11 protein-coding genes are annotated in these 19,773 nt (G+C 55.1%); all 11 read left to right on the top strand.

What is annotated here, in order from left to right; genetic code table 11:
• The first annotated feature begins 275 nt into the window (after positions 1-275).
• Genes ACZ500_RS19820 through ACZ500_RS19770 form a run of 11 tightly spaced genes read left to right on the top strand, consistent with a single transcriptional unit; the run spans position 276 to position 19,753 of the window.
• Positions 276-491, top strand: a complete 216-nt coding sequence (locus tag ACZ500_RS19820) for a helix-turn-helix domain-containing protein (RefSeq protein WP_464229186.1) — start codon at positions 276-278, stop codon at positions 489-491.
• Positions 488-3,346, top strand: coding sequence for an SNF2-related protein (locus tag ACZ500_RS19815; protein ID WP_464229184.1), 2,859 nt, complete (start codon positions 488-490; stop codon positions 3,344-3,346). The genes ACZ500_RS19820 and ACZ500_RS19815 overlap by 4 nt, the downstream gene beginning before the upstream one ends.
• On the top strand, positions 3,343-5,130 hold the full coding sequence (locus ACZ500_RS19810; protein WP_464229183.1) for an AIPR family protein: 1,788 nt from the start codon (positions 3,343-3,345) through the stop codon (positions 5,128-5,130). Before ACZ500_RS19815 ends, ACZ500_RS19810 begins: the two co-directional genes overlap by 4 nt.
• A gap of 16 nt (positions 5,131-5,146) precedes the next feature.
• The gene (locus ACZ500_RS19805) at positions 5,147-5,341 is read left to right on the top strand and encodes a hypothetical protein (protein ID WP_464229182.1); all 195 of its coding nucleotides are present in this window, start codon (positions 5,147-5,149) and stop codon (positions 5,339-5,341) included.
• Positions 5,322-7,688: an AAA family ATPase gene (locus ACZ500_RS19800; RefSeq protein ID WP_464229181.1), complete on the top strand. Its 2,367-nt coding sequence runs from the start codon at positions 5,322-5,324 to the stop codon at positions 7,686-7,688. The genes ACZ500_RS19805 and ACZ500_RS19800 overlap by 20 nt, the downstream gene beginning before the upstream one ends.
• Positions 7,678-9,300 (top strand): site-specific DNA-methyltransferase, encoded by a 1,623-nt coding sequence (locus tag ACZ500_RS19795; protein WP_464229180.1) that lies wholly within the window; start codon positions 7,678-7,680, stop codon positions 9,298-9,300. Before ACZ500_RS19800 ends, ACZ500_RS19795 begins: the two co-directional genes overlap by 11 nt.
• On the top strand, positions 9,300-10,280 hold the full coding sequence (rhuM, locus tag ACZ500_RS19790; RefSeq protein ID WP_464229179.1) for a RhuM family protein: 981 nt from the start codon (positions 9,300-9,302) through the stop codon (positions 10,278-10,280). Before ACZ500_RS19795 ends, rhuM begins: the two co-directional genes overlap by 1 nt.
• Positions 10,281-10,294: 14 nt before the next feature.
• Positions 10,295-13,009 carry a DEAD/DEAH box helicase gene (locus tag ACZ500_RS19785; RefSeq protein ID WP_464229178.1) on the top strand — a complete coding sequence of 905 codons (2,715 nt, stop codon included), beginning with the start codon at positions 10,295-10,297 and terminating at the stop codon, positions 13,007-13,009.
• A gap of 58 nt (positions 13,010-13,067) precedes the next feature.
• Complete coding sequence (locus tag ACZ500_RS19780) at positions 13,068-14,627, top strand: hypothetical protein (RefSeq protein ID WP_464229177.1); 1,560 nt, start codon at positions 13,068-13,070, stop codon at positions 14,625-14,627.
• Positions 14,614-15,354, top strand: a complete 741-nt coding sequence (locus tag ACZ500_RS19775) for a hypothetical protein (protein WP_464229176.1) — start codon at positions 14,614-14,616, stop codon at positions 15,352-15,354. Before ACZ500_RS19780 ends, ACZ500_RS19775 begins: the two co-directional genes overlap by 14 nt.
• The gene (locus ACZ500_RS19770) at positions 15,347-19,753 is read left to right on the top strand and encodes a coiled-coil domain-containing protein (protein ID WP_464229175.1); all 4,407 of its coding nucleotides are present in this window, start codon (positions 15,347-15,349) and stop codon (positions 19,751-19,753) included. Before ACZ500_RS19775 ends, ACZ500_RS19770 begins: the two co-directional genes overlap by 8 nt.
• Positions 19,754-19,773 lie beyond the last annotated feature (20 nt).

Raw genomic sequence — 19,773 nt, 5'->3', positions numbered from 1 at the left:
GACATTTCCTGCCCATTTCTCCATTCTCCTGAAAACCTGCTTTTCCATGTAGATCACCGCTTTTTAAGTTCGAAAATGAGTTGTCGACCCCGAAACGGACGCGAAATTCTCCCGTTCTCTGTTTTCCGTCTTGTCTTGTTTAACAACCCGGTTGCATCCGGGTGCACGAATAGTACTCGGAATCAGCAATCTTTAGTTGCTCCCATATCTCACTCGTTATAACATGCAACAACTTTTTCACGACGAGATTCGCGCAAGCAAATTCAAAGGAATTCATGATGCAGCTGGACCAAAAGGATCTTCCCGCATTGTTCAAGAAAGTCCGCAGGCAATTGGCATTGAGTCAGGAGGGGCTGGCGCGGGAGCTGCGTGTGAGTTTTACCACGGTCAACCGGTGGGAAAACTCACAAGTCAAACCTTCCCAACTCGCCAAGGCGCAATTCGAAACGTTTTGTTCAAGAATGATCAAACAAGGGAAGCTAAAGCTTTGAGCCTCACCGACTACCAGGCCAAGTATTACGCCCATGAGCTGACACGTCGCTTTCCACCTGATAGTGTGGAGAAAGTCACGGTAGCGTTTGCCGGTGCCCAAGTAGACCTCAATCCTCATCAAATCGATGCAGCCCTTTTCGCATTTAAGTCGCCGCTTTCCAGAGGCGCGCTACTGGCTGACGAGGTTGGGCTGGGCAAGACCATCGAGGCCGGCTTGGTGCTATCCCAAAAATGGGCTGAGCGAAGGCGAAAAATCCTTATCATCACGCCATCCAATCTGCGTAAACAGTGGTATCAAGAGCTGACTGAAAAGTTTTTTCTGCCTTGCCGGCTGCTGGAAACCAAATCTTATAATGCCGCTTCCAAACAAGGTGCCCTGCGCCCTTTCGAAACGCCTGAAATTATCATTTGCTCCTACCATTTTGCCAAGAACAAGGCCGAGGACGTTCATTCGGTTTCCTGGGATCTGATCGTGATCGACGAAGCCCATCGGCTGCGTAATGTCTATAAACCATCCAACGTCATTGCCAACACACTGAAAATCGCGCTTGCCGGTAAGGACAAGCTCCTGCTGACCGCCACACCGTTGCAGAATTCGTTGCTGGAGTTGTTCGGCCTGGTGAGCTTTATCGACGAGCACACCTTTGGCGACCTCAAAAGCTTCCGGGAACAGTTCGCCAATCTCAGCCGGGAGCAGGTGTTCAATACCCTCAAAACACGGCTGAAGCCGGTTTGTCACCGCACCCTACGCCGCCAGGTAATGCCTTATATCAAATACACCCAGCGTCTGCCGATCCTTGAAAAATTCACTCCTGCGGAAAGTGAGGACCGGCTTTATCATCTTGTGTCCGACTATCTGCGGCGCGACAACCTTCAAGCGCTGCCGTCCGGCCAGCGTTCCCTGATGACGCTGGTCCTGCGCAAATTACTGGCCTCATCCACCTTTGCCATTGCCGGCGCAATGACAACCATGGCCAACCGGCTGAAAGCCAAGTTGCGCCGCGCCGAATCCGCCAAATCCCTGGAAGAAGCACTGGATAAGGATTATGAGGCGCTTGCCGCCATTGCCGATGAATGGGACGAGGAGGAACCGGTGGAACGCCTTTCCGAGGCGGACCGTAAAGCCATCAAACAGGAAATCGCCGATCTCGATGCCTTTACGCGGTTGGCCACTTCTGTCGAACACAATGCCAAGGGCCTCGCCTTGCTCAAGGCGCTGGATATTGCTTTTTCCAAGGCAGTCGAAATCGGCGCGGCCCAAAAAGCCGTCATCTTCACAGAATCGCGGCGTACCCAGGACTACTTGCTGCGCCTCTTGGCGGACAGCGCATTTTCCGAAGGCATTGTCCTATTCAATGGTTCCAACACCGATGAGCGTTCGAAACAAATCTATGCGGATTGGTTCGAGCGGCACAACGGCACGGACCGCGTGACCGGCTCGCGAACAGCGGATATACGCTCAGCCCTGGTGGATTACTTTCGGGAACAGGGGCGCATCCTGATCGCCACCGAGGCCGGCGCCGAGGGGATCAACCTGCAGTTCTGCTCGCTGGTGGTAAACTACGACCTGCCCTGGAACCCGCAGCGCATTGAACAACGCATCGGCCGCTGCCATCGCTACGGCCAACACCATGATGTGGTGGTGGTCAATTTTCTAAACAGCAAAAATGCGGCCGACATCAGGGTGTTTGAGCTTCTATCCGAAAAATTCAAGCTTTTCGAAGGCGTCTTCGGCGCCAGTGACGAGGTTTTGGGCGCCATTGAATCCGGTGTGGATTTTGAAAAACGCATCGCCGCCATCTATCAGCAATGCCGCAAACCAGACGAAATCCAAGCTGCCTTTGACGAGCTCCAGCGTGAATTAAGCATGGAGATCAACTCGGCTATGACCCGCACGCGCCAGCAGCTGCTGGAAAATTTTGACGACGAGGTCAGGGAAAAACTGCGGATTCGCGATGAGACATCCAAAGCCTATCTCAACCATTTTGAGCGCCTGCTGATGCAGCTGACCCGGCATGAGCTGAACGGGCACGCCGAATTCATCACAGAAGGGGGCTTCCGTTTGTTTTCCCAGCCCTTTGCAGGGTTGGGTGACAAAGTACCGCTGGGCCTTTACGAATTGCCGCGCCGCTCCGGCGAAGCCCATCTGTACCGACTCAGCCACCCATTGGCCGAGGCCATTGTCGCCCGGGCAAAAACACGCCGGTTGCCTTTGGCTGAAATCCGATTTGACTATGGGCGCCATGACGGCAAGGTCTCCATTCTGGAGCCTTTCATCGGACAATCCGGTTGGCTGAATGCCTGGGTTCACACCGTGGAATCCTTGGATCAGGTCGAAGATCACCTCATCCTCGCGGCCATCACGGACCATGAGCGCCCCTTGGATGAAAAGACGGCGGCCCGATTGCTCAGTCTTCCAGGAGACGTTGTCGGGACGATAGCCAAGTCGCAAACCAACGGTGCCTTGCAGGCGGTTTTACAAGAACGTCAGGCCTTGATCCAAAAAGAGATATCCGAGCGTAACGCCCGCTTTTTCGAGGCCGAAGCCGACAAGCTGGACGGCTGGGCCGATGATCTTAAAATTGGTCTGGAACGCGAGATCAAGGAACTGGATCGGCAGATTAAGGAAGCCCGCCGAGCCGCCACCGCCGCATTGACCTTGGAGGAAAAGCTGGCCGGCCAGAAACAAATCAAGGCCCTGGAAGCCCAACGTAATCAGAAACGACGGTTCCTTTTCGATGCCCAGGACGAAGTGGACCGTCAGCGGGAGAAATTGATCGCGACGATTGAGGGCAAGCTGCAGCAAGAGACGCAACTCGTTCAGCTCTTTGAACTGCGATGGAGATTAATATGACGGTCGAAACCCCCATCGAAATGCTTCAACTGCCTGAACAGTTGCGAAATAGGTTCGCGGGGAAACTGCCAGAGGCGGTATCCGGCACTCCACAGGAGCGTGAAAGAAATTTTCTGTCACGGGCATTGGCTGCCTATGCCATTCATAAACTGGGTGGCACGGAATTGGATGTGGCTGCCGCTGCAGTCGTCGATGGCGGTGGGGATGGCGGCATTGACGCAATTTTCCATTCAGCCACGACCAATACCTTATGGATCGCCCAGGCAAAATTTATCTCAACTGGTCGTGGTGAACCCGATCTGGGAGCAGTGGGCAAATTCAAGACCGGCTTGGAAAATCTGATGCAGGGCAACTTCGACGCCTTTCGTTCCAACACGCTTTGGAATCGCATGCTTCCGCAAATCCAGTCGATCTTTGAGCGCGGCGGCTTGCAGATACGCGCCATCCTTGTGTATACCGGTATCAATCTCGTCTCTGAGGACAGAAAACGGCTGTTCGAAGACCTTAAACGTCGCTTTTCAGCAGAATCGGACTATTTTGATATCCTGGTTTGCAATCTCACGACAGTTCATGACTGGTTGATCGGCCTCGACCAAGGCCCCGGCATCCCCAAAGCTGAATTGACCCTGATGAAGCCTAGTTGGATCAGGGAACCCTATGAAACGATTTTCGGCATCATCCCGCTCAAAGAGATTGCCGGACTCTATGTGCTGCACGGCAAGCGGCTGATCGCAGCAAACATAAGGGCATATAAAGGCCGCACGGAAGTCAACGATCAAATCCTTGAAACCGTGCGCGAAGAACCACAGCATTTTTTCTATCTGAACAACGGATTGACCGCCTTTTGTGAACGTCTTGAGGTTCACAATCTCGATCGCGCCAATGCTGAAGCCAAACGCATTACGGCTTACAGCCTATCCATTGTCAACGGCGCACAGACACTTGGTTCCCTGGTTAATTATTTTAAAGAGTTGCCCGAGGCTACACCCCAAGGTTTCGCATTCTTAAAAATCATTTCTCTTGAGCGTTGTTTTGACGAACGTGAATTTGCCGAACGGATCACCCGCAGTACCAACCTGCAAAACCAGATCGGCTCACGAGATTTCGTTGCCTTGGATGAACAGCAGGAAACCATTGCCAATCAGCTCAAGCTGACCGGCGTCGCCTATCATTATAAAACGGATGTTGAACGGCCGGCACCAGATGAGACCAACTTCTCGTTGGAAGACGCTACAACAGCCTGTGCCTGCCTGGACCAGCACGGCGACTGTGATTTTTGCACGAGGGTGCTGGCCAACCGGCAATCCCTCTGGTCCATGGATGAGATCTATCCACCAGAAGAACTGATGCGTAGCAGATACACCAGGGTCTTTCGCCCGGATCGATCCGCACGAACTGTTTGGCGCGCAGTTCAAACCCAACGCTTGGTGATTGCAATCATGCAAGATAGTGCTCGTGCCGAGAGCGGTAGCCGAAGAACGTTTTTTGAAAACGCACGCTGGCTGGTTCTCAATCTGGTTTTTCTCAAACTCCGTTGCGAAAATGGGGCAGAACTCACCTTATCCCAAGAGGAAAAGCACCAAATAACTCGGAGAACTATTGAAATTGCCGAAACGCTATGGCGTGCATGCGAAGCGCTTGGCTTTATAACACGAAGAACGGATATACAACCCGGTTACGATGTTTACGAACAGCCGCGGCATTTTCGATCCATCTTCAGTGCGGCAGCCGATTGCCAGCAGCTTCGCGCCAAAGCGCTATCTTTATTGGCCCAGACGGTGTAGGCAAATGGAGGTTAGAATGAAGACGCCGGATCAGGCAGTAGCAGACAGAATCCTTGAAGAATTCAGGAAAAAGCAAATGCTTTCTGAAAAAGGCCTTCGCAGCATCAGCCATTCATTGCCGACCGGATCGCTGAAATCTGAAGATTGGCGTTTGCTGTTTGAAACAGACCGTTTGGAGAAAGAGACGGACCATGGCGGTGAAAGTCAATAAAATCAGTCTGCAGGGGTTTCGCGGGGCGACGGCGCCCATTGAGATCCCCCTGGATACGACCAAACCCGTGATCCTGATTTTCGGTGAAAACGGTACCGGCAAATCCACCATCGCCGATGCCTTTGACTTCGTATGCAATTGCGGATTGGGATCGCTGGAAGATCGCAGCATGACGGGTCAAAAAAAAGGCTATGTCGCGGCGCTCGGTGGAAGCTCAAACAATCCTAAGGTGGCGCTTTACACCTCAAACGGAAATTTCATCGCATCAATGGCCCGCACCGGCCCGACCGTTTCCCCAGAAAGGGGCTGCCCGGATGCGCGTATCCTCAGACGCAGCAATATCCTTAAATTGCTGAACGCCCAACCCAAGCAACGCTTTGATGAACTAAAGGCGTTCATCACGGTTCCGGGCATCGAAAAATCGGAAAATGCGTTACGAGATGCCCACCGAAATATTAAGGCCGATGTAGACGAGACTGTTAGGGCTCATACACAAGCAAAAGCTGAATTGGACAAGTTTTGGGTTGCCGAAGGCAAGCCCGGCAAAGATCCCCTGCAATGGGCGCAGGCTGAAGCCAAAAAGAATGTCGCGGAATTAGAAAGCGCCATTGATTCAATAGATACAATCACCGAACATTTCAGGGATACCGACACATCGATGCGGTCCCTCAAACTCGACGAGGAGGCGTTATCGAATGCACGAAGCGCCCAGGAAAGCGCCCAGCAGGAGCAGCAAAAAGTGGAGGCTGAGCAACCCAAGGTGGACACACCACTGCTCAAGCTGCTTCAGGATGCAAAGTTTTTCATTTCCGGCAAAAAGCCAGGACAGTGCCCGGTCTGCGAACAGCAAGTCGAACCAGATGCACTATCCGCCCGACTCGATGAGCGTTTGTCTGAGATGAGCGGGCTTTCCTCGGTTGTGAGGGCCGTAACCCAGGCCACGCATGATGTTAAAGGCAAAGAAGCAGTCGTTGCACAGGCGCGGAAATCATTCATTGAGAAATCCAGCGCCCTTGCCAAGACCCTGAAAGAGAGCAGTTTAAAGGAAATTGACGCGTTAAAGCTCGAATGGTCTGAGTTTCAAAACCTGTTGGTCCCTGAGGAATATACAGCAGACCATGAAAAGAAGGCACGCGACTTTTTAATAGCGGTGCAGTCGTGCCGCCAGCCCCTTGAAGCCTCCAAACAAGCCTCCCAGAAGTCAATCAATCAGCGCAATGCCGTCAAAGGGCATCTGGAAATCCATGCCGAAAAACTTCAGGCCGCCAAGGAGCTGACCCAGTTATCCCAAAAGCTTGAGAAAGCAGTGGAAATAGTATCCAGACAACGCAAAAACTACGTGGAAGAGATTCTGGCCGCGATTTCCGGAGAAGTTGAACGGCTCTATACAGCACTTCATCCCGGCGAAGGCATCGGCAAAGTGCGTTTCTATCTCAAAGATAAAGGTATCGGGTCGTTGGAGTTTTTCGCTAATTTCCTCGACATTCCCGATGTTCCGCCCCAAGCTTACTACAGCGAATCCCACCTGGACACGCTGGGCATTTGCGTTTTTATAGCCCTTTCGAAATATTTTATTACGGAAGACACGATCGTTATCCTCGACGATGTTCTGACCTCAGTGGATGGGCCGCACCTAGACCGGTTCATGAACCTACTGCATGCGGAAGCCGGAAATTTCAACCAGGTCATTGTGACCACCCATTATCGCCCCTGGCGGGACCGCTATCGCTGGGCCAAGGGACCGACCGCCAACATCCAGGTTATTGAACTCGGCCCATGGACCCTGCAAAGCGGCCTTCAGCTCGGATATTTCATGACTGCCCTGGAAGAATTGAAAGCCGCTCTTGCCCAGCCGGTTTGGGACCGACAAGCGATCGCTTCCAAAGCAGGCATTGTATTGGAATCTCTGCTCGATTTTCTAACTTTGAAATATCGTTGCTCGGTGCCGCGTAACGCTCGCAACGAATATACTTTGGGGGATCTGGCTGGCGGCATCGATGCCAAGCTGGCCAAGACGCTTTGCTGCTGTCTGCCATCCGGCAATAATGGTGATAAGGTCGAGCTTGCGCTCAAACCATTAATCGATGCCGCCACTAGTGCCCACTGGGTTCGCAACTGCGTGGGCTGCCATCTTCATACGCTAGGCAGTGAAATTACAAACAATGATGTGCGTGCATTTGGCCAAAGCGTCCTTGTACTGGCGGATGCACTGATTTGCAAATCTTGCGGCGCATTGCCTTCCCGCAGACCCTCAGGCAGTCACTGGCAGTGCACCTGCGGCAATCTTGAACTTCATCCCCTGGTCAAACCAGGGGCAGACCTGAGGACTGTTGCTGATGAATTCTAAACAAAAACTGGGACTCACCTGGATCGGGAAAGAGAATCGGCCGAAGCTGGAGCCGAGGATTCTACTGGAAGATCCCGAGAAGTCTTATCATGCCAAGCATAAGGTGTCCGAAAAGGATATTTTCGACAACCGGTTGATATTTGGAGACAACCTGCTGGCATTGAAGGCCTTGGAGCAAGAGTTTTCAGGAAAGGTGAAGTGCGTTTATATTGACCCCCCATTTAATACCGGACAAGCATTTGAACACTATGATGACGGAATAGAACATTCTTTATGGCTCTCATTAATGAGAGATAGAATACAAATTCTTTTCAATTTATTACATCCAGATGGAACAATTTGGGTACATATTGATGACAACGAGGTCCATTATTTAAAAGTCATGATGGACGAACTGATCGGCCGTCAAAATTATATTACATCAATTGTGTGGCGAGCAGCAGATTCTTCAAACAACGATGCGAAACAGTTTTCGATTGATCATAACACAATACTTGTATATGCAAAAAATTTTAATTGGTTATCCAAATTACTTCCTAGAAAAGAATCAGATAATAAACATTATAAAAACCCAGATAATGACCCCCGTGGCGCTTGGTTCCAAGGTAACCTTTCTTCTCCGAACCCGCGGCAGAATTTGCGTTATAATATAGTTTCACCAACTGGGAAATCAATTTCCCCACCGGCCAATGGTTGGCGCTGGAGTAGGGAACGAATGAATGAAATGATCGCATCAGGAGAAATCATTTTCACAAAAGATGGGGAACGTTTAATCAAGAAAACGTATTTGGCTGACCAAAGTGGACTGTCACCGTCTTCCCTTTGGTCTGATATTGATCAGACTGGGCATAATCGACAAGCAAAATATGAACTAAAAAAGTTATTTCCAATGGTTAACACATCGGATTTGTTTAAAACACCTAAACCAGAAAAACTTATTAAGCGAATATTGGAAGTCTGCACCGACTCTAATGACCTCGTCCTAGACTCCTTCGCCGGCTCCGGCACCACCGGTGCAGTAGCCCACAAAATGGGACGGCGCTGGATCATGGTGGAACTGGGAGAGCACTGCCACACCCACATCATCCCCCGCATGAAAAAGGTCATCGACGGCGAGGACCCCGGCGGCATCACCAAATCTGTCAACTGGAACGGCGGCGGCGGATTCCGCTACTACCGCCTGGCGCCGTCGCTGCTGGAAAAGGACAAATGGGGCAACTGGGTGATCAACAAGGCCTATAACGCCGCCATGCTAGCTGAGGCCCTGTGCAAGCTGGAGGGGTTCACCTACGCACCCAGCGACGCGATCTATTGGCAGCACGGCCACTCCACTGAACAGGATTACATCTATGTAACTACGGCCAGCCTGACCCACGACCAGCTCCAGCAGCTCTCCGACGAGGTGGGGCCTAATCGGACGTTGCTGGTGCTATGTACCGCTTTTCGTGCGCGGGCCGACCGCTTTCCCAACCTGACGGTCAAGAAAATCCCCAGGGCGGTTTTGGCCCGCTGCGAATGGGGCCACGACGATTACAGCCTGCGGGTGGAAAACCTGCCCCAGGCGCCGCCGTCCAAGGGACAGATGGATTTGTTTGGAGAGGAGCCGGATTGATGGATGTGATTCTTTACCGCTCTGCTGACGGTGCAGTGCACTTGGATGTTCAGTTGGAACGGGAAACCGTCTGGTTGAATCAACGCCAGATGGCGGAACTTTTTGATAAAAACACAGACACCATCGGGTTGCACGTTCGCAACATCTACAAGGAAGGTGAGTTGCCCCGCAAAGGAACTACCGAGGAATCCTCGGTAGTTCAAAATGAGGGGGGACGAAAGGTTTGCCGCCAGGTATCTTTTTACAACCTGGATGTCATTATTTCAGTAGGTTACCGGGTCAAGTCCAGGCGCGGCACCCAGTTTCGCCAGTGGGCCACGCGCGTGTTGCGCGAGCATCTGGTGCGCGGCTTCACCCTCAACGAAAAGCGGCTTCAGGAGCAGGAACAGAAACTGGATGATCTGCGGCGCACCGTCGGCCTGTTGGAACAGACCCTGGTCCATCAGGCCATCGGCCTGGACGAGGCCAAGGGGCTTTTGCGGGTCATCACCGATTATGCCTATGCCCTGACCACCCTGGACCGTTTTGACCACGGGACCCTGGCCATTGAGCAGACCACGCGCCCGGCGGCATACCTGATGACGTATGAGGTGGCCATAGAGATCGTCGCGGCCATGAAAACCGGGTTCGGGGGGTTGTTCGGCCTGGAAAAGGACCAGGGGTTCAAAAGCGCCCTGGGCGCTGTCTACCAGACCTACGGCAGCGAAGAACTCTATCCGAGCATCGAGGAAAAGGCCGCCAATCTGCTTTACTTCGTGGTCAAGAACCACGCCTTCAGCGACGGCAACAAACGGATCGGTGCCGCCCTGTTCATCGCTTTTCTGGCCGGCAACCATGCGCTTTATCGAGACGACGGTTCCAAGCGCATTGCCGACAATGCGCTGGTGGCCTTGACGCTGCTGATTGCCGAGAGCCGGCCTCGGGATAAGGATACCATCGTTAAAGTGATCGTGAGCCTGATCAACCGGGCCAACGTGTAATGGGGGATCCTGGAATGAACCGAGATGTGAATGCCATCTGCGGGCGCTTGAGCCTGCGGCCGCCCCAGCGCACCTCGCTGGAAATCCTCCAGCGCATCACCGAGATCGCTCCGCCCGGCAAGGGGACCGCTACGGCCGCCCTGCTGGCGTCCATTCAAAGCGAATTTGCCACGGTAACGGATTTTGAGCGCGAATTTCCCTCCCTCTGTTTTGCCCTGGCCACAGGGGTGGGCAAAACCCGGTTGATGGGCGCTTTTATCAGCTATCTTTACCTGGATCACGGCATCGGCAACTATTTTGTGCTGGCGCCCAACCTGACCATCTACAACAAGCTGATCGCTGACTTTACCCCCAACACGCCCAAGTACGTGTTCAAGGGCATCGCCGAGTTCGCCGTGCACCCGCCCACGGTGGTGACGGGTGACACTTATGAGAGCGGCATCGGTGTGCGTGAGGCGTATCGTTCGCACTATTCCTTGTTCCCGGAACTGGATGGCGTTCATATCAATATCTTCAACATCTCCAAGATCAACTCCGAATTGCGCGGCGGCAAGTCGCCCCGCATCAAACGGCTTTCCGAATACATCGGCGAGAGCTACTTCGATTACCTGGCCGGGCTCCCAGACCTGGTGCTGCTGATGGACGAATCCCACCGCTACCGGGCCAGTGCCGGGGTGCGGGCCATCAACGAACTCAAGCCCATTTTGGGATTGGAATTGACCGCCACCCCCTTTGTGGAGTCCGGCCGCGGGGCGATACCGTTCAAGAATGTGATTTATGACTACCCCCTGGGCAAGGCCATGGCCGACGGCTTTGTCAAGGAACCGGCCGTGGTGACGCGCAAGAATTTCAACCCGGCCGGCATGTCGGCCGAGGAGATCGAGCGCTTGAAGTTGGAGGACGGCATCCGTCTGCATGAAAGCGTCAAGGTGGAGCTGGAGACCTATGCCCGCGAGAGCGGCAATGCCATCGTCAAGCCGTTTTTGCTGGTGATCGCCCGCGACACCACCCATGCGGGGCAATTGCTGCAATTGATCCAGTCAGACAATTTTTTTGAGGCGCGTTACAAAGACAAGGCTATCCAAGTGGACTCCAGCCAGACCGGCAGGGCGGAAGAGGAGATGATCGAACGGTTGCTGAAGGTGGAGCATGCCGATGAGCCCACCGAGATCGTGATCCATGTGAACATGCTCAAGGAGGGCTGGGATGTCACCAACCTTTACACGATTGTCCCGCTACGGGCGGCCAATGCACGTATCCTGATCGAGCAGTCCATCGGCCGCGGTCTACGCCTGCCCTATGGCAAACGAACCGGTGTGATGGCTGTGGACCGATTGAACATCGTGGCCCATGACAAATTTCAGGAAATCATCGACGAGGCCAACCGGCCGGATTCGGCTATTCGCTTGCAGGCGGTGGTGCTGGATGACTCGGATCTTACGCGCAAAACCGCCACCATGGTGTCGCGGCCCAGGCTTGAAGAAAAATTGGGCCTAAAGCCCGCACAGGTGACGGCCAATACGCAAATGGCCGGCAAGGATGAGCCACCGGTATTCACCAAGCCTGAGGAACAAAAGGTGGCCCAAATGGCCTGGGAGGAGATCCGCAAGCTGTCCAATCAGCCTCAAGTACTGCCGAGTATCGAGCATTTGCAGAAACCGGAGATTCAGGCCGCCATCGTCAAGGCGGTGGTACAACGCCAGCCGTCACCAGAACAAATGGCGCTGGAGGGTTTCACGGAAAAACCGGATATCGCCGCAGTGGTAGCCAAAACCAGTGAGCTGGTCACCCAGCAGACCATCGACATTCCGCGCATCCTGGTCGTGCCCCAAGGGGAGGTCAAAACCGGGTTCAGGCCTTTCACTTTGGATTTGAAAGGCCTGAATTATCCCGCTGTTTGCGATGAACTGTGGATTCAGCATCTGCGCACCAACCAACTGGAAGTATTGGCCTTGGGAAAGGGTGGTGTCGAAGAGACGCGTTTGGAAGATTACGTTGTTAGCGGTCTGATCAACTTCGATGATATTTCTTACGATGATCACGCGGATCTGCTGTACGATCTGGCCGGACAGATCGTCCGCCACTTTCGAACCTATTTGTCCGAAAAAGAAACCCGCAAGGTTTTGCGCTGCTACCAGCGTGACATCACTCGCTTTGTCCACTCCCAAATGCAGGCCCACTACTGGGAAGAGGCGGTCGGCTATGACGTGAAGGTCAGCAAGGGGTTTACCGAACTGAAAGAGAGCGCCTATTCTTATTCCGTGACAGAACCACCGGCCGATTATCGGGTATCGCCTGAGGACAAAAGCAATATGTCCAAGTTTCTGTTCGGGGGGTTCCAGCGATGTCTGTACTCGGTGCAAAAATTTGATTCCGAGGCAGAACGAAAACTCGCCTTGATCCTTGATCGCGACTCGCTCAAATGGCTCAAGCCCGCTAAGGGGCAGTTCCAAATCTTTTATCGGCACGGTGCCGACCATCTCGAATACCAACCCGACTTCGTGGCTGAAACCGCCGATACCATATTCATGCTCGAACCCAAAGCCAGTACACAGATGGAAGACCCCATCGTTCTCACCAAAAAGGAAGCCGCCGTTCAATGGTGCGTCAATGCGACCCGCTATGCCCAAGGCTATGGCGGTAAACCATGGAAGTATGTGCTGATTCCTCACAACGAGATCGCTGCGAACGTAACCCTGGATGCACTGGCGGCAAGGTTTGGCACCTAGAATTCATTCTTCGATATAGACAGGCTTAATTTGTAATCTTTTCATCTTTCAGACGGTTATGAAGATGAGTCCTGACGATGGATCGTTAAAAAACACACACCCCAAGCAGGGAAGCCTTTTTGAGGGGGCTTCCTCATTTGAAGTACCGGAGCTGCCGGCGGAAAACCGGTCCCTGCTTCCAGTCTGGGACCGTGCACTGACCCATCGTCTGAGGGTTTTACTCCACACCGCACCGCTGCATGAGCTGAGGTCGGGCGACAGTCGAAGGGACCCGGAGCTGCGTCATTACGACTCAATCGCCCTGACGATGAAGGTCTTCGATCTGATTATCGACAGTGCCGGACTGGATCGGGAAATCGATCGCGATCGCGTTGAAAAGGAACTGAAACCGCTATTGACTCAGATGGATGTTGCTGCAGGGCTGGCCCCGGACCCCTCCAGGCATGACGCCATGGTGGACCGCGTTCTGGGCGGCTTAAGGAATGATGCGAACAGGCGTCGCCCGTTTGAGGAGGTCTATACAGATTTCGAGGATGATCTCAGTGCCCAGCCGCGTAAACTGGAGTTTCGCATTCTCGTGGACTATCACCATCCTTCCGGCGGGACGGTTCTGCGGCTTTCCAATGAGGCCATCAACCTCTACCTGAACGCGCTCGAGCTTGACATCGAGGACGCCCAGGCGGCCGCCGAAGCGGTGGTCAGCTCTCAACTATTACGGGGGCGGTTCGATGAGGCGGTCCAAACCGCCCGCAATGCCCGATGGCAGTCACTCCGGTTTGCCGAAAAGGTCTCCGCCATCATCCGAGAAACACGGCGCGACCTCTCCAGAGTGGATTGGAGGGAGGCGGTCCCCAAGCTCCTGGAAGAAGCGCTCATCCATCTCGATACACGCCTCACCATCGAACAGAACATCATCAACGCTGCCAACGAACGCCTCGAGATCCTGGATCAGGGAGATTCCGCCGCATCGGCCGTAGCGGAGGTCTCTCGCCTCATCCGCGATTGCCGGCTGCGCCATGTCGAATTGCATCATCAGCTGATGGGGGCGCGGAATGTCTTTTTAGACGAACAGGCGCGGCAATCTTTTTCGTCGGTTCCGCTGACTCCCCATCCCAACCTGCTGGCCGGCATTCTGGACCCGGTACTCAGGCTTGGCAGAAAAGATTCCAAGACGGTCACGGATGACGTTTTTCCGAGCTTTTTCGGCGGGCAAGCCCCCTCCGTCCTTTCGCTTTCGGACCTGGTCCCATGGCTCCTCCGGCCTCGAAGGGAGTCGCCTCAGTTGGAGGTGGAGGTCCGTGGGACGGATCTGGCAGCGGGCGGCATCGATCGGGCGCGGTTTCATCCTGCCGATCGGGCCCGGGTAGATGAACTGTTGTCCGAACTGGGGGGACCGGTTACCCTCTCGGTACTCATCGCGCGTCTTCGGGAGTCAGGGGCCTCTCCCGCTGCCGTAGAGCTCACGACCCTGACCGCTCTGCATGCATTTGCCCCGGATCACGCGGAGAGCCTGCCTCTCCGGGTGGAACGGTTGCCGCAAACGTTTTCGGTGAGCGGGTTCTACGGTGACGACCTGACCTTGAGTCCCGGGGGGGTTGAAAACGATGGCGGAGAATAACGACGCCTTCCTCGCCGGGAGGCTCATTCAATGGGGTCTGGACCCCCGGGCGAGACCGGCTCAGGAGGCAGAGTACCAGCGGCTCGTGGAACGGTATATGGATCGGGAGGAGTTCCGCGGCCTGGTCCGGGAGGTCTCTTATGGGTTGGGCCTCCTCATCCTCGACGTGGGAGAGCACGGACTGATCTTGGCGCCGGCAGAGGAATCCCTTTTCGCGTTTCGCCCGGCCCAGTTCAGGCCCGCCTCCGCCAGCACGGACGACCGCCTTGTGGACGGATTGATCCAGTTGGCCATTGCCGCAACCATTTTCCCACGGGACCGCGATCTGGACGAGGATTCGTCAATTGCCCGGCCCGCTACCACAGTCGAAGAGGTGGAAGAGACCCTGAGGACCATCTGCCAGAGATTGGAGGAGGAAAGCAGAGGAAACCCGGACCCCTCAGCCTCCGATGAGGACATGGGGCTTTACGAGGCCTGGCGTGTGTTCAAGCGCCGCTTGAGGGCCATGGAGACCAGGGACGATCGGAAGGCCCAGCGGACCACCCTCCGCGCAGTGGAATACGGGCTCGAGCGGCTGAGAGAATTCGCCTGCTTCACGAAGGTCCAGCATAAGGATGAGGTCGGCTTTCAACCCACATATCGCTATCAGGTGCTGGTCAAGCAGATGGCGGCGACCGCCGCATTCCAGGCCCTCCAGCGCATCATGAAAGGAGATGGGCTTGCCTAAACTGGCAAGAATCCGCTTCGTTTCTATCGGTCATCCCAATGCCCGGTTTACCGATATGATCCTCGACTTTCGAGATGCCGGAGACGATGCCGTGGATTCCACCATTTGGCTTAGAAACGGCGGGGGAAAATCTTCCATTTTGAATCTCTTCTTCGGCATGGTCCGGCCCGACCGCCGCGAGTTTCTCGGTGGCCGCGCCGAGGCCAGGCGAAGGCGCATCGAGGACTATGTTCAAAAAGAGGATCATTCTGTGGTGGCGGCCGAGTGGCAGCTCGATACCCCTGCCGATCAACTGACGTTCAACGGATCGGCCCATCGCTACGTGACCGGCACCTTTTATGAGTGGCGAACCGCCGCTGGAGGCCCCTCTCTGCGCCGGCTTTTCTTTTCCGGCCGCGTTCCGGAGGAACTCTCAGCCATACGTCTGGAGGACCTACCCCTTTTTACTGAGACGGACGGGGTTCGCCGTCGTCGGACCATGGCAAGTTTCCGCCAGGAATGGATGGATCTCCGGAATCGGTATCCCCACCTGGGTATCGTGGCGACCGAAAATCAGGGTGAATGGCAGGATGTGCTGGATGCAGCCGGAATCGACCCGGAGCTATACGCGTATCAGGTTCGTATGAACCAGCGCGAAGGAGGAGTGGATGAGTTGTTTCGTTTCGACAGCCACGAACAGTTCGTCGATTTCCTCCTCGAACTGGTGATCGATCCGGCCCTGGGCGCAAGAGTGAGCCGCAATATCGGGGCATACCGGAGAGAGCTCAAGGAGAGAAAGGACCGCCTGATCCCGGAGCGCGAATTGGTGGAGGGGTTATCCCTGCGACTCGCACCTCTCGAGAAACTGGCCGAAGAAAGGCGGCTGTTGAGTAGCCGCTCCATTGAGTTAGCCGCTACCTCGAGAGGACTGAAGACCTACATCACCGAACACTCCGAATCCCTCAAAAATGAAATCGCCGAATTCGAAGAAAAGGCCAAGGCCGCAGAGGCGGAGGCTTCAAGCAATCTGGCCCAGGCCCAAGCAACCGAGCGAAGAGCGGCCGCCTTGGGACGCTTTGCGGCCCGGGGGAATCTCACTTCAGCCCAAAAAGAACTTGAACGGATGAAGCAGGAGCTGGCGGAAGCGCAGCGGCGCCTGAAAATCTGGGATGCAGCCTTGCCGCTCCGAAACGCCCTTCGTGCCGAAAAGAAGGCGAAAAACCACCAGGAGGAACTGGAGCGAAGGCAGAAGGCCTATGCGCCCGATCTCGTGCGGCTCGAGGAAGCAGCGGCAAGGTATGCCAATGCGCTGAAGAATCGAGCCACTCGGCTACGCCAGGAGGAGGCCCGCGACCTTGGATCGGAAAATGAGGCCCGCGAGGAGGCGGCTCAGTGCAATCGATTCCAAACCGAATGCCGAGAGCGCCGTGCAGTTGCTGAAACCCAGATCAAGAGCATAGAGGAATTCCTAAATGAGGCAGATAGGGAGAAGGAGCGGCTATTGAACGAGGGATTCCTCCTTGCCGGGGAGGACGGAAGGACCGCCCTGGAAAGACTTGGGAAGGAAATTTCCGATCTGAAGGAACATCGTGAGACCCTGGTCAGGGCCCTGGAAGCGGCACGCAACAAGGTGAAGGGCATAGGCGAAGAAAGGGTAAAAACTGCTGATGAAGCTGGCCGGATAGGTTCCCAGGTGCAGGAATTGGAAAGACAATTGGAGGAGGCTCTGCAACTCAGGACTGAACTTGAATCCGATCCGACACTCTGCCGGCAGCTGGAAGTAGAATCCGTAGATCTGGAGCGGATAACGGATGCGGCCTTCCTCCAGCTTCAACAATTTATGAGACGGGTGCTCGACCAGGTTGTCCGGTTGAAGATCGAGCGGGCCGAGGATGAGCGCGCAGTCATGCATATCGAAGAAAAAGGTTTGCTGCCGGCTGGGAGGGATACCGAGCAGGTCATCGAGTTTTTGCGTGAGAAGCTGGCGGCCGTATGGTCCGGGTGGGGCTACGCTGAAGCCAATACCCCGGGCCCGGAACGGATGAGGGAATGGCTCAGGCGATGGCCGCAGCTCCTAACCGGGGTGATCGTGCGGGACGATGATTTCCAAAAAGCGGTCGAGATGCTCCAAGACGGGGCATGCAACCCTGAAACACCGGTAGCCGTAGCGCCTCAGAGCGCCATCTACAGCGACTCCTCTCCCTCCTGGATAGTGGTCGGCCCCTCCTCGGAAGGTTTCTTCAACCGAAAGGCGGCCCGGGAAGACCTGGCCAGACGCCGAAGCCGGTTGGAAAGCACGGAATCTGAGATCCGTCTGCAGGAAGGCTGGCGAGAAGAGGTGGAAGAGGTAACCGGCCGGTTGCGTGAGTTCAGAAGACGATACCCGTTGGGTTGGTTTACCGACCAAGAGACGCAGTTGGAAGTCAAGAGGAAAGGGCTCGAGAACCTTGAATATCGAATAAAGGGACTCGAACTGGAGGCGGCTCGCTTCGAATCCGAAATCGAGCGGAAAGAATCGGACATGAAGAAGGCCGATAAGCATCTCTCCATTCTGGAGAAAAAGCAGATCAGAATCGGACAGCACGTGAGCCGCTACGAGGACGAACTCGAACAGCACCGCCAAAGACTCTCTGAGGCGCAGCAAACACTATATAGGGCTGACGAGGAGTCCATTCGCTGGGAGGAGGAGGGGAAAGAAGCGGTACAGAAGGCCGCGAAGCATGCCGAAACGGCTCGGCAAAAAGGGCAAGAGGCTCGTGCCGTGGAAGAAGAACTCCGAAACATCGCATACCTCTCTCAGCCCCCCTCACCCGTAGCCGGTCCGATTGACGAGCTTCGCGACCAGTACCAACAAGCCAAATCGGTCTATGAAGGAAAGATCGGGGAAGAGACCTTGCTTCAGCTTCAAAAGCGGGAGCTGGTCCTCGCCAGCGAAGAGCGCCGGAAGCTGGCGCAGAAGCTCGATTCCAGCCTGGACGAGGCTGCCGTACTGGGTGCACTCACCACCTTGTCGGACCCGTCCGACGCGGAAGCGAAGCGAGATGAGTCTACGCGCGCCTTTTCTTCCGTCAGTGGGGCTGTGGGCCGACAGACTCAGATAGAGGAAGGCTGCCAACGCAGTTTGGAACAGGCTGATGACCGATGCCGGTCGTTGGGCCATGTGCCGGAGTTCTCAACGGAAGAGGAGCCGCGGGGGCCCATTCAGGCTGAAGAGGAGGCAAAAGCATTAGACCGGAAGGCTACGGAAAACCGGAACCGGGCGGCCATTCTCAAGGAGGAAGCATCGGTCTCGTCATCACGGGCAAGGGAGTCCCGGCATCAGGTGGATAGTTTGAAGAAAGACGGCGACCATCTCGGCACCGTTCTTGAGAGTTATCGCAAGTTTCTCCCTTCGGATGAGGAGATATTGCAGGTGATGACAGAGCTTCCAGCCGACGAAGGGGAAGTCGCTGATGGGATCAGAAATCTGGATATCGGCTTGCGCGAGATCAGTGAAAAAAGCGAGAGCCTGAACAACGAACGTCGGAATGCCATCAGTAAAGTTCGTTCGTGGGCGACGGAGAAGCGTTTTGAAGACCTGCAGAGTCACATCGCAAGACAATTTGCCCTTTTCCAGCCAGAAGAACTGGAGGAGCGCGCTGGAACCTGGCAGGAGGAACTCCGGCTTCGAACGCAAATGATCGACAGTCAGCTCTCCGACATGAACCGGCACCGAGATACTCTAATATCAGAAGTGCTGGCCGCAGCCGAAGAAGGTCTGGCAGTCCTCAAGTCGGCGGCTTCCCGTTCGCTCCTTCCGGATCATGTGCCTGGGCTCGGGGGTTCCCAGTTTCTGCGGATCCTGACGCATGTTCCGGAGCAGGATGGGGAGCGGCGCGGCCGCATCGGCGAACTGGTAGACCTGCTGGTCGACTCGGGAGAGATGCCCAGCGGTATGGGGCTGGTGCAGCAGGCCGTCCGCCGCCTGGCCCGCCCCATTCGCGCACGGGTTTTAAACCCTGATCCTGATCTGGAACGCCAGTCCGTCGATATTCCCGACATGGCGCGCTTCAGCGGCGGAGAACAGCTGACCGGCGCCATCCTGCTTTACTGCACACTTGCTCAGCTTCGCGTCCGGACCCGGGGCTTATCGCGCAAGCCATCGACGGTCCTGCTCCTCGACAACCCCATCGGCCGTGCTTCCCGCGTTCGATTCCTCGAGCTCCAACGCGAGGTCGCCCGCGCCATGGGTGTGCAGCTGATCTACACGACGGCCGTGAACGACCTTGAAGCTCTCCGCTCACTCCCGAACATCATCCGTATACGCAATCAACGAATCGACCGGAACACGGGATATCGGGTGATCGAGCAGGACAACTTCGAGAGCAGGCTCGAGGCGGCAAGAATCGTGAGGAGTGAAGACGAAAGAGCGGAGGAATAAGGAGGAAAAACAGGGATGAG

This window comes from Desulfatiglans parachlorophenolica (genome assembly GCF_055394735.1).
The sequence above is the reverse complement of the archived record's forward strand: the minus strand, read 5'-3'. Positions and strand labels throughout refer to the sequence as shown.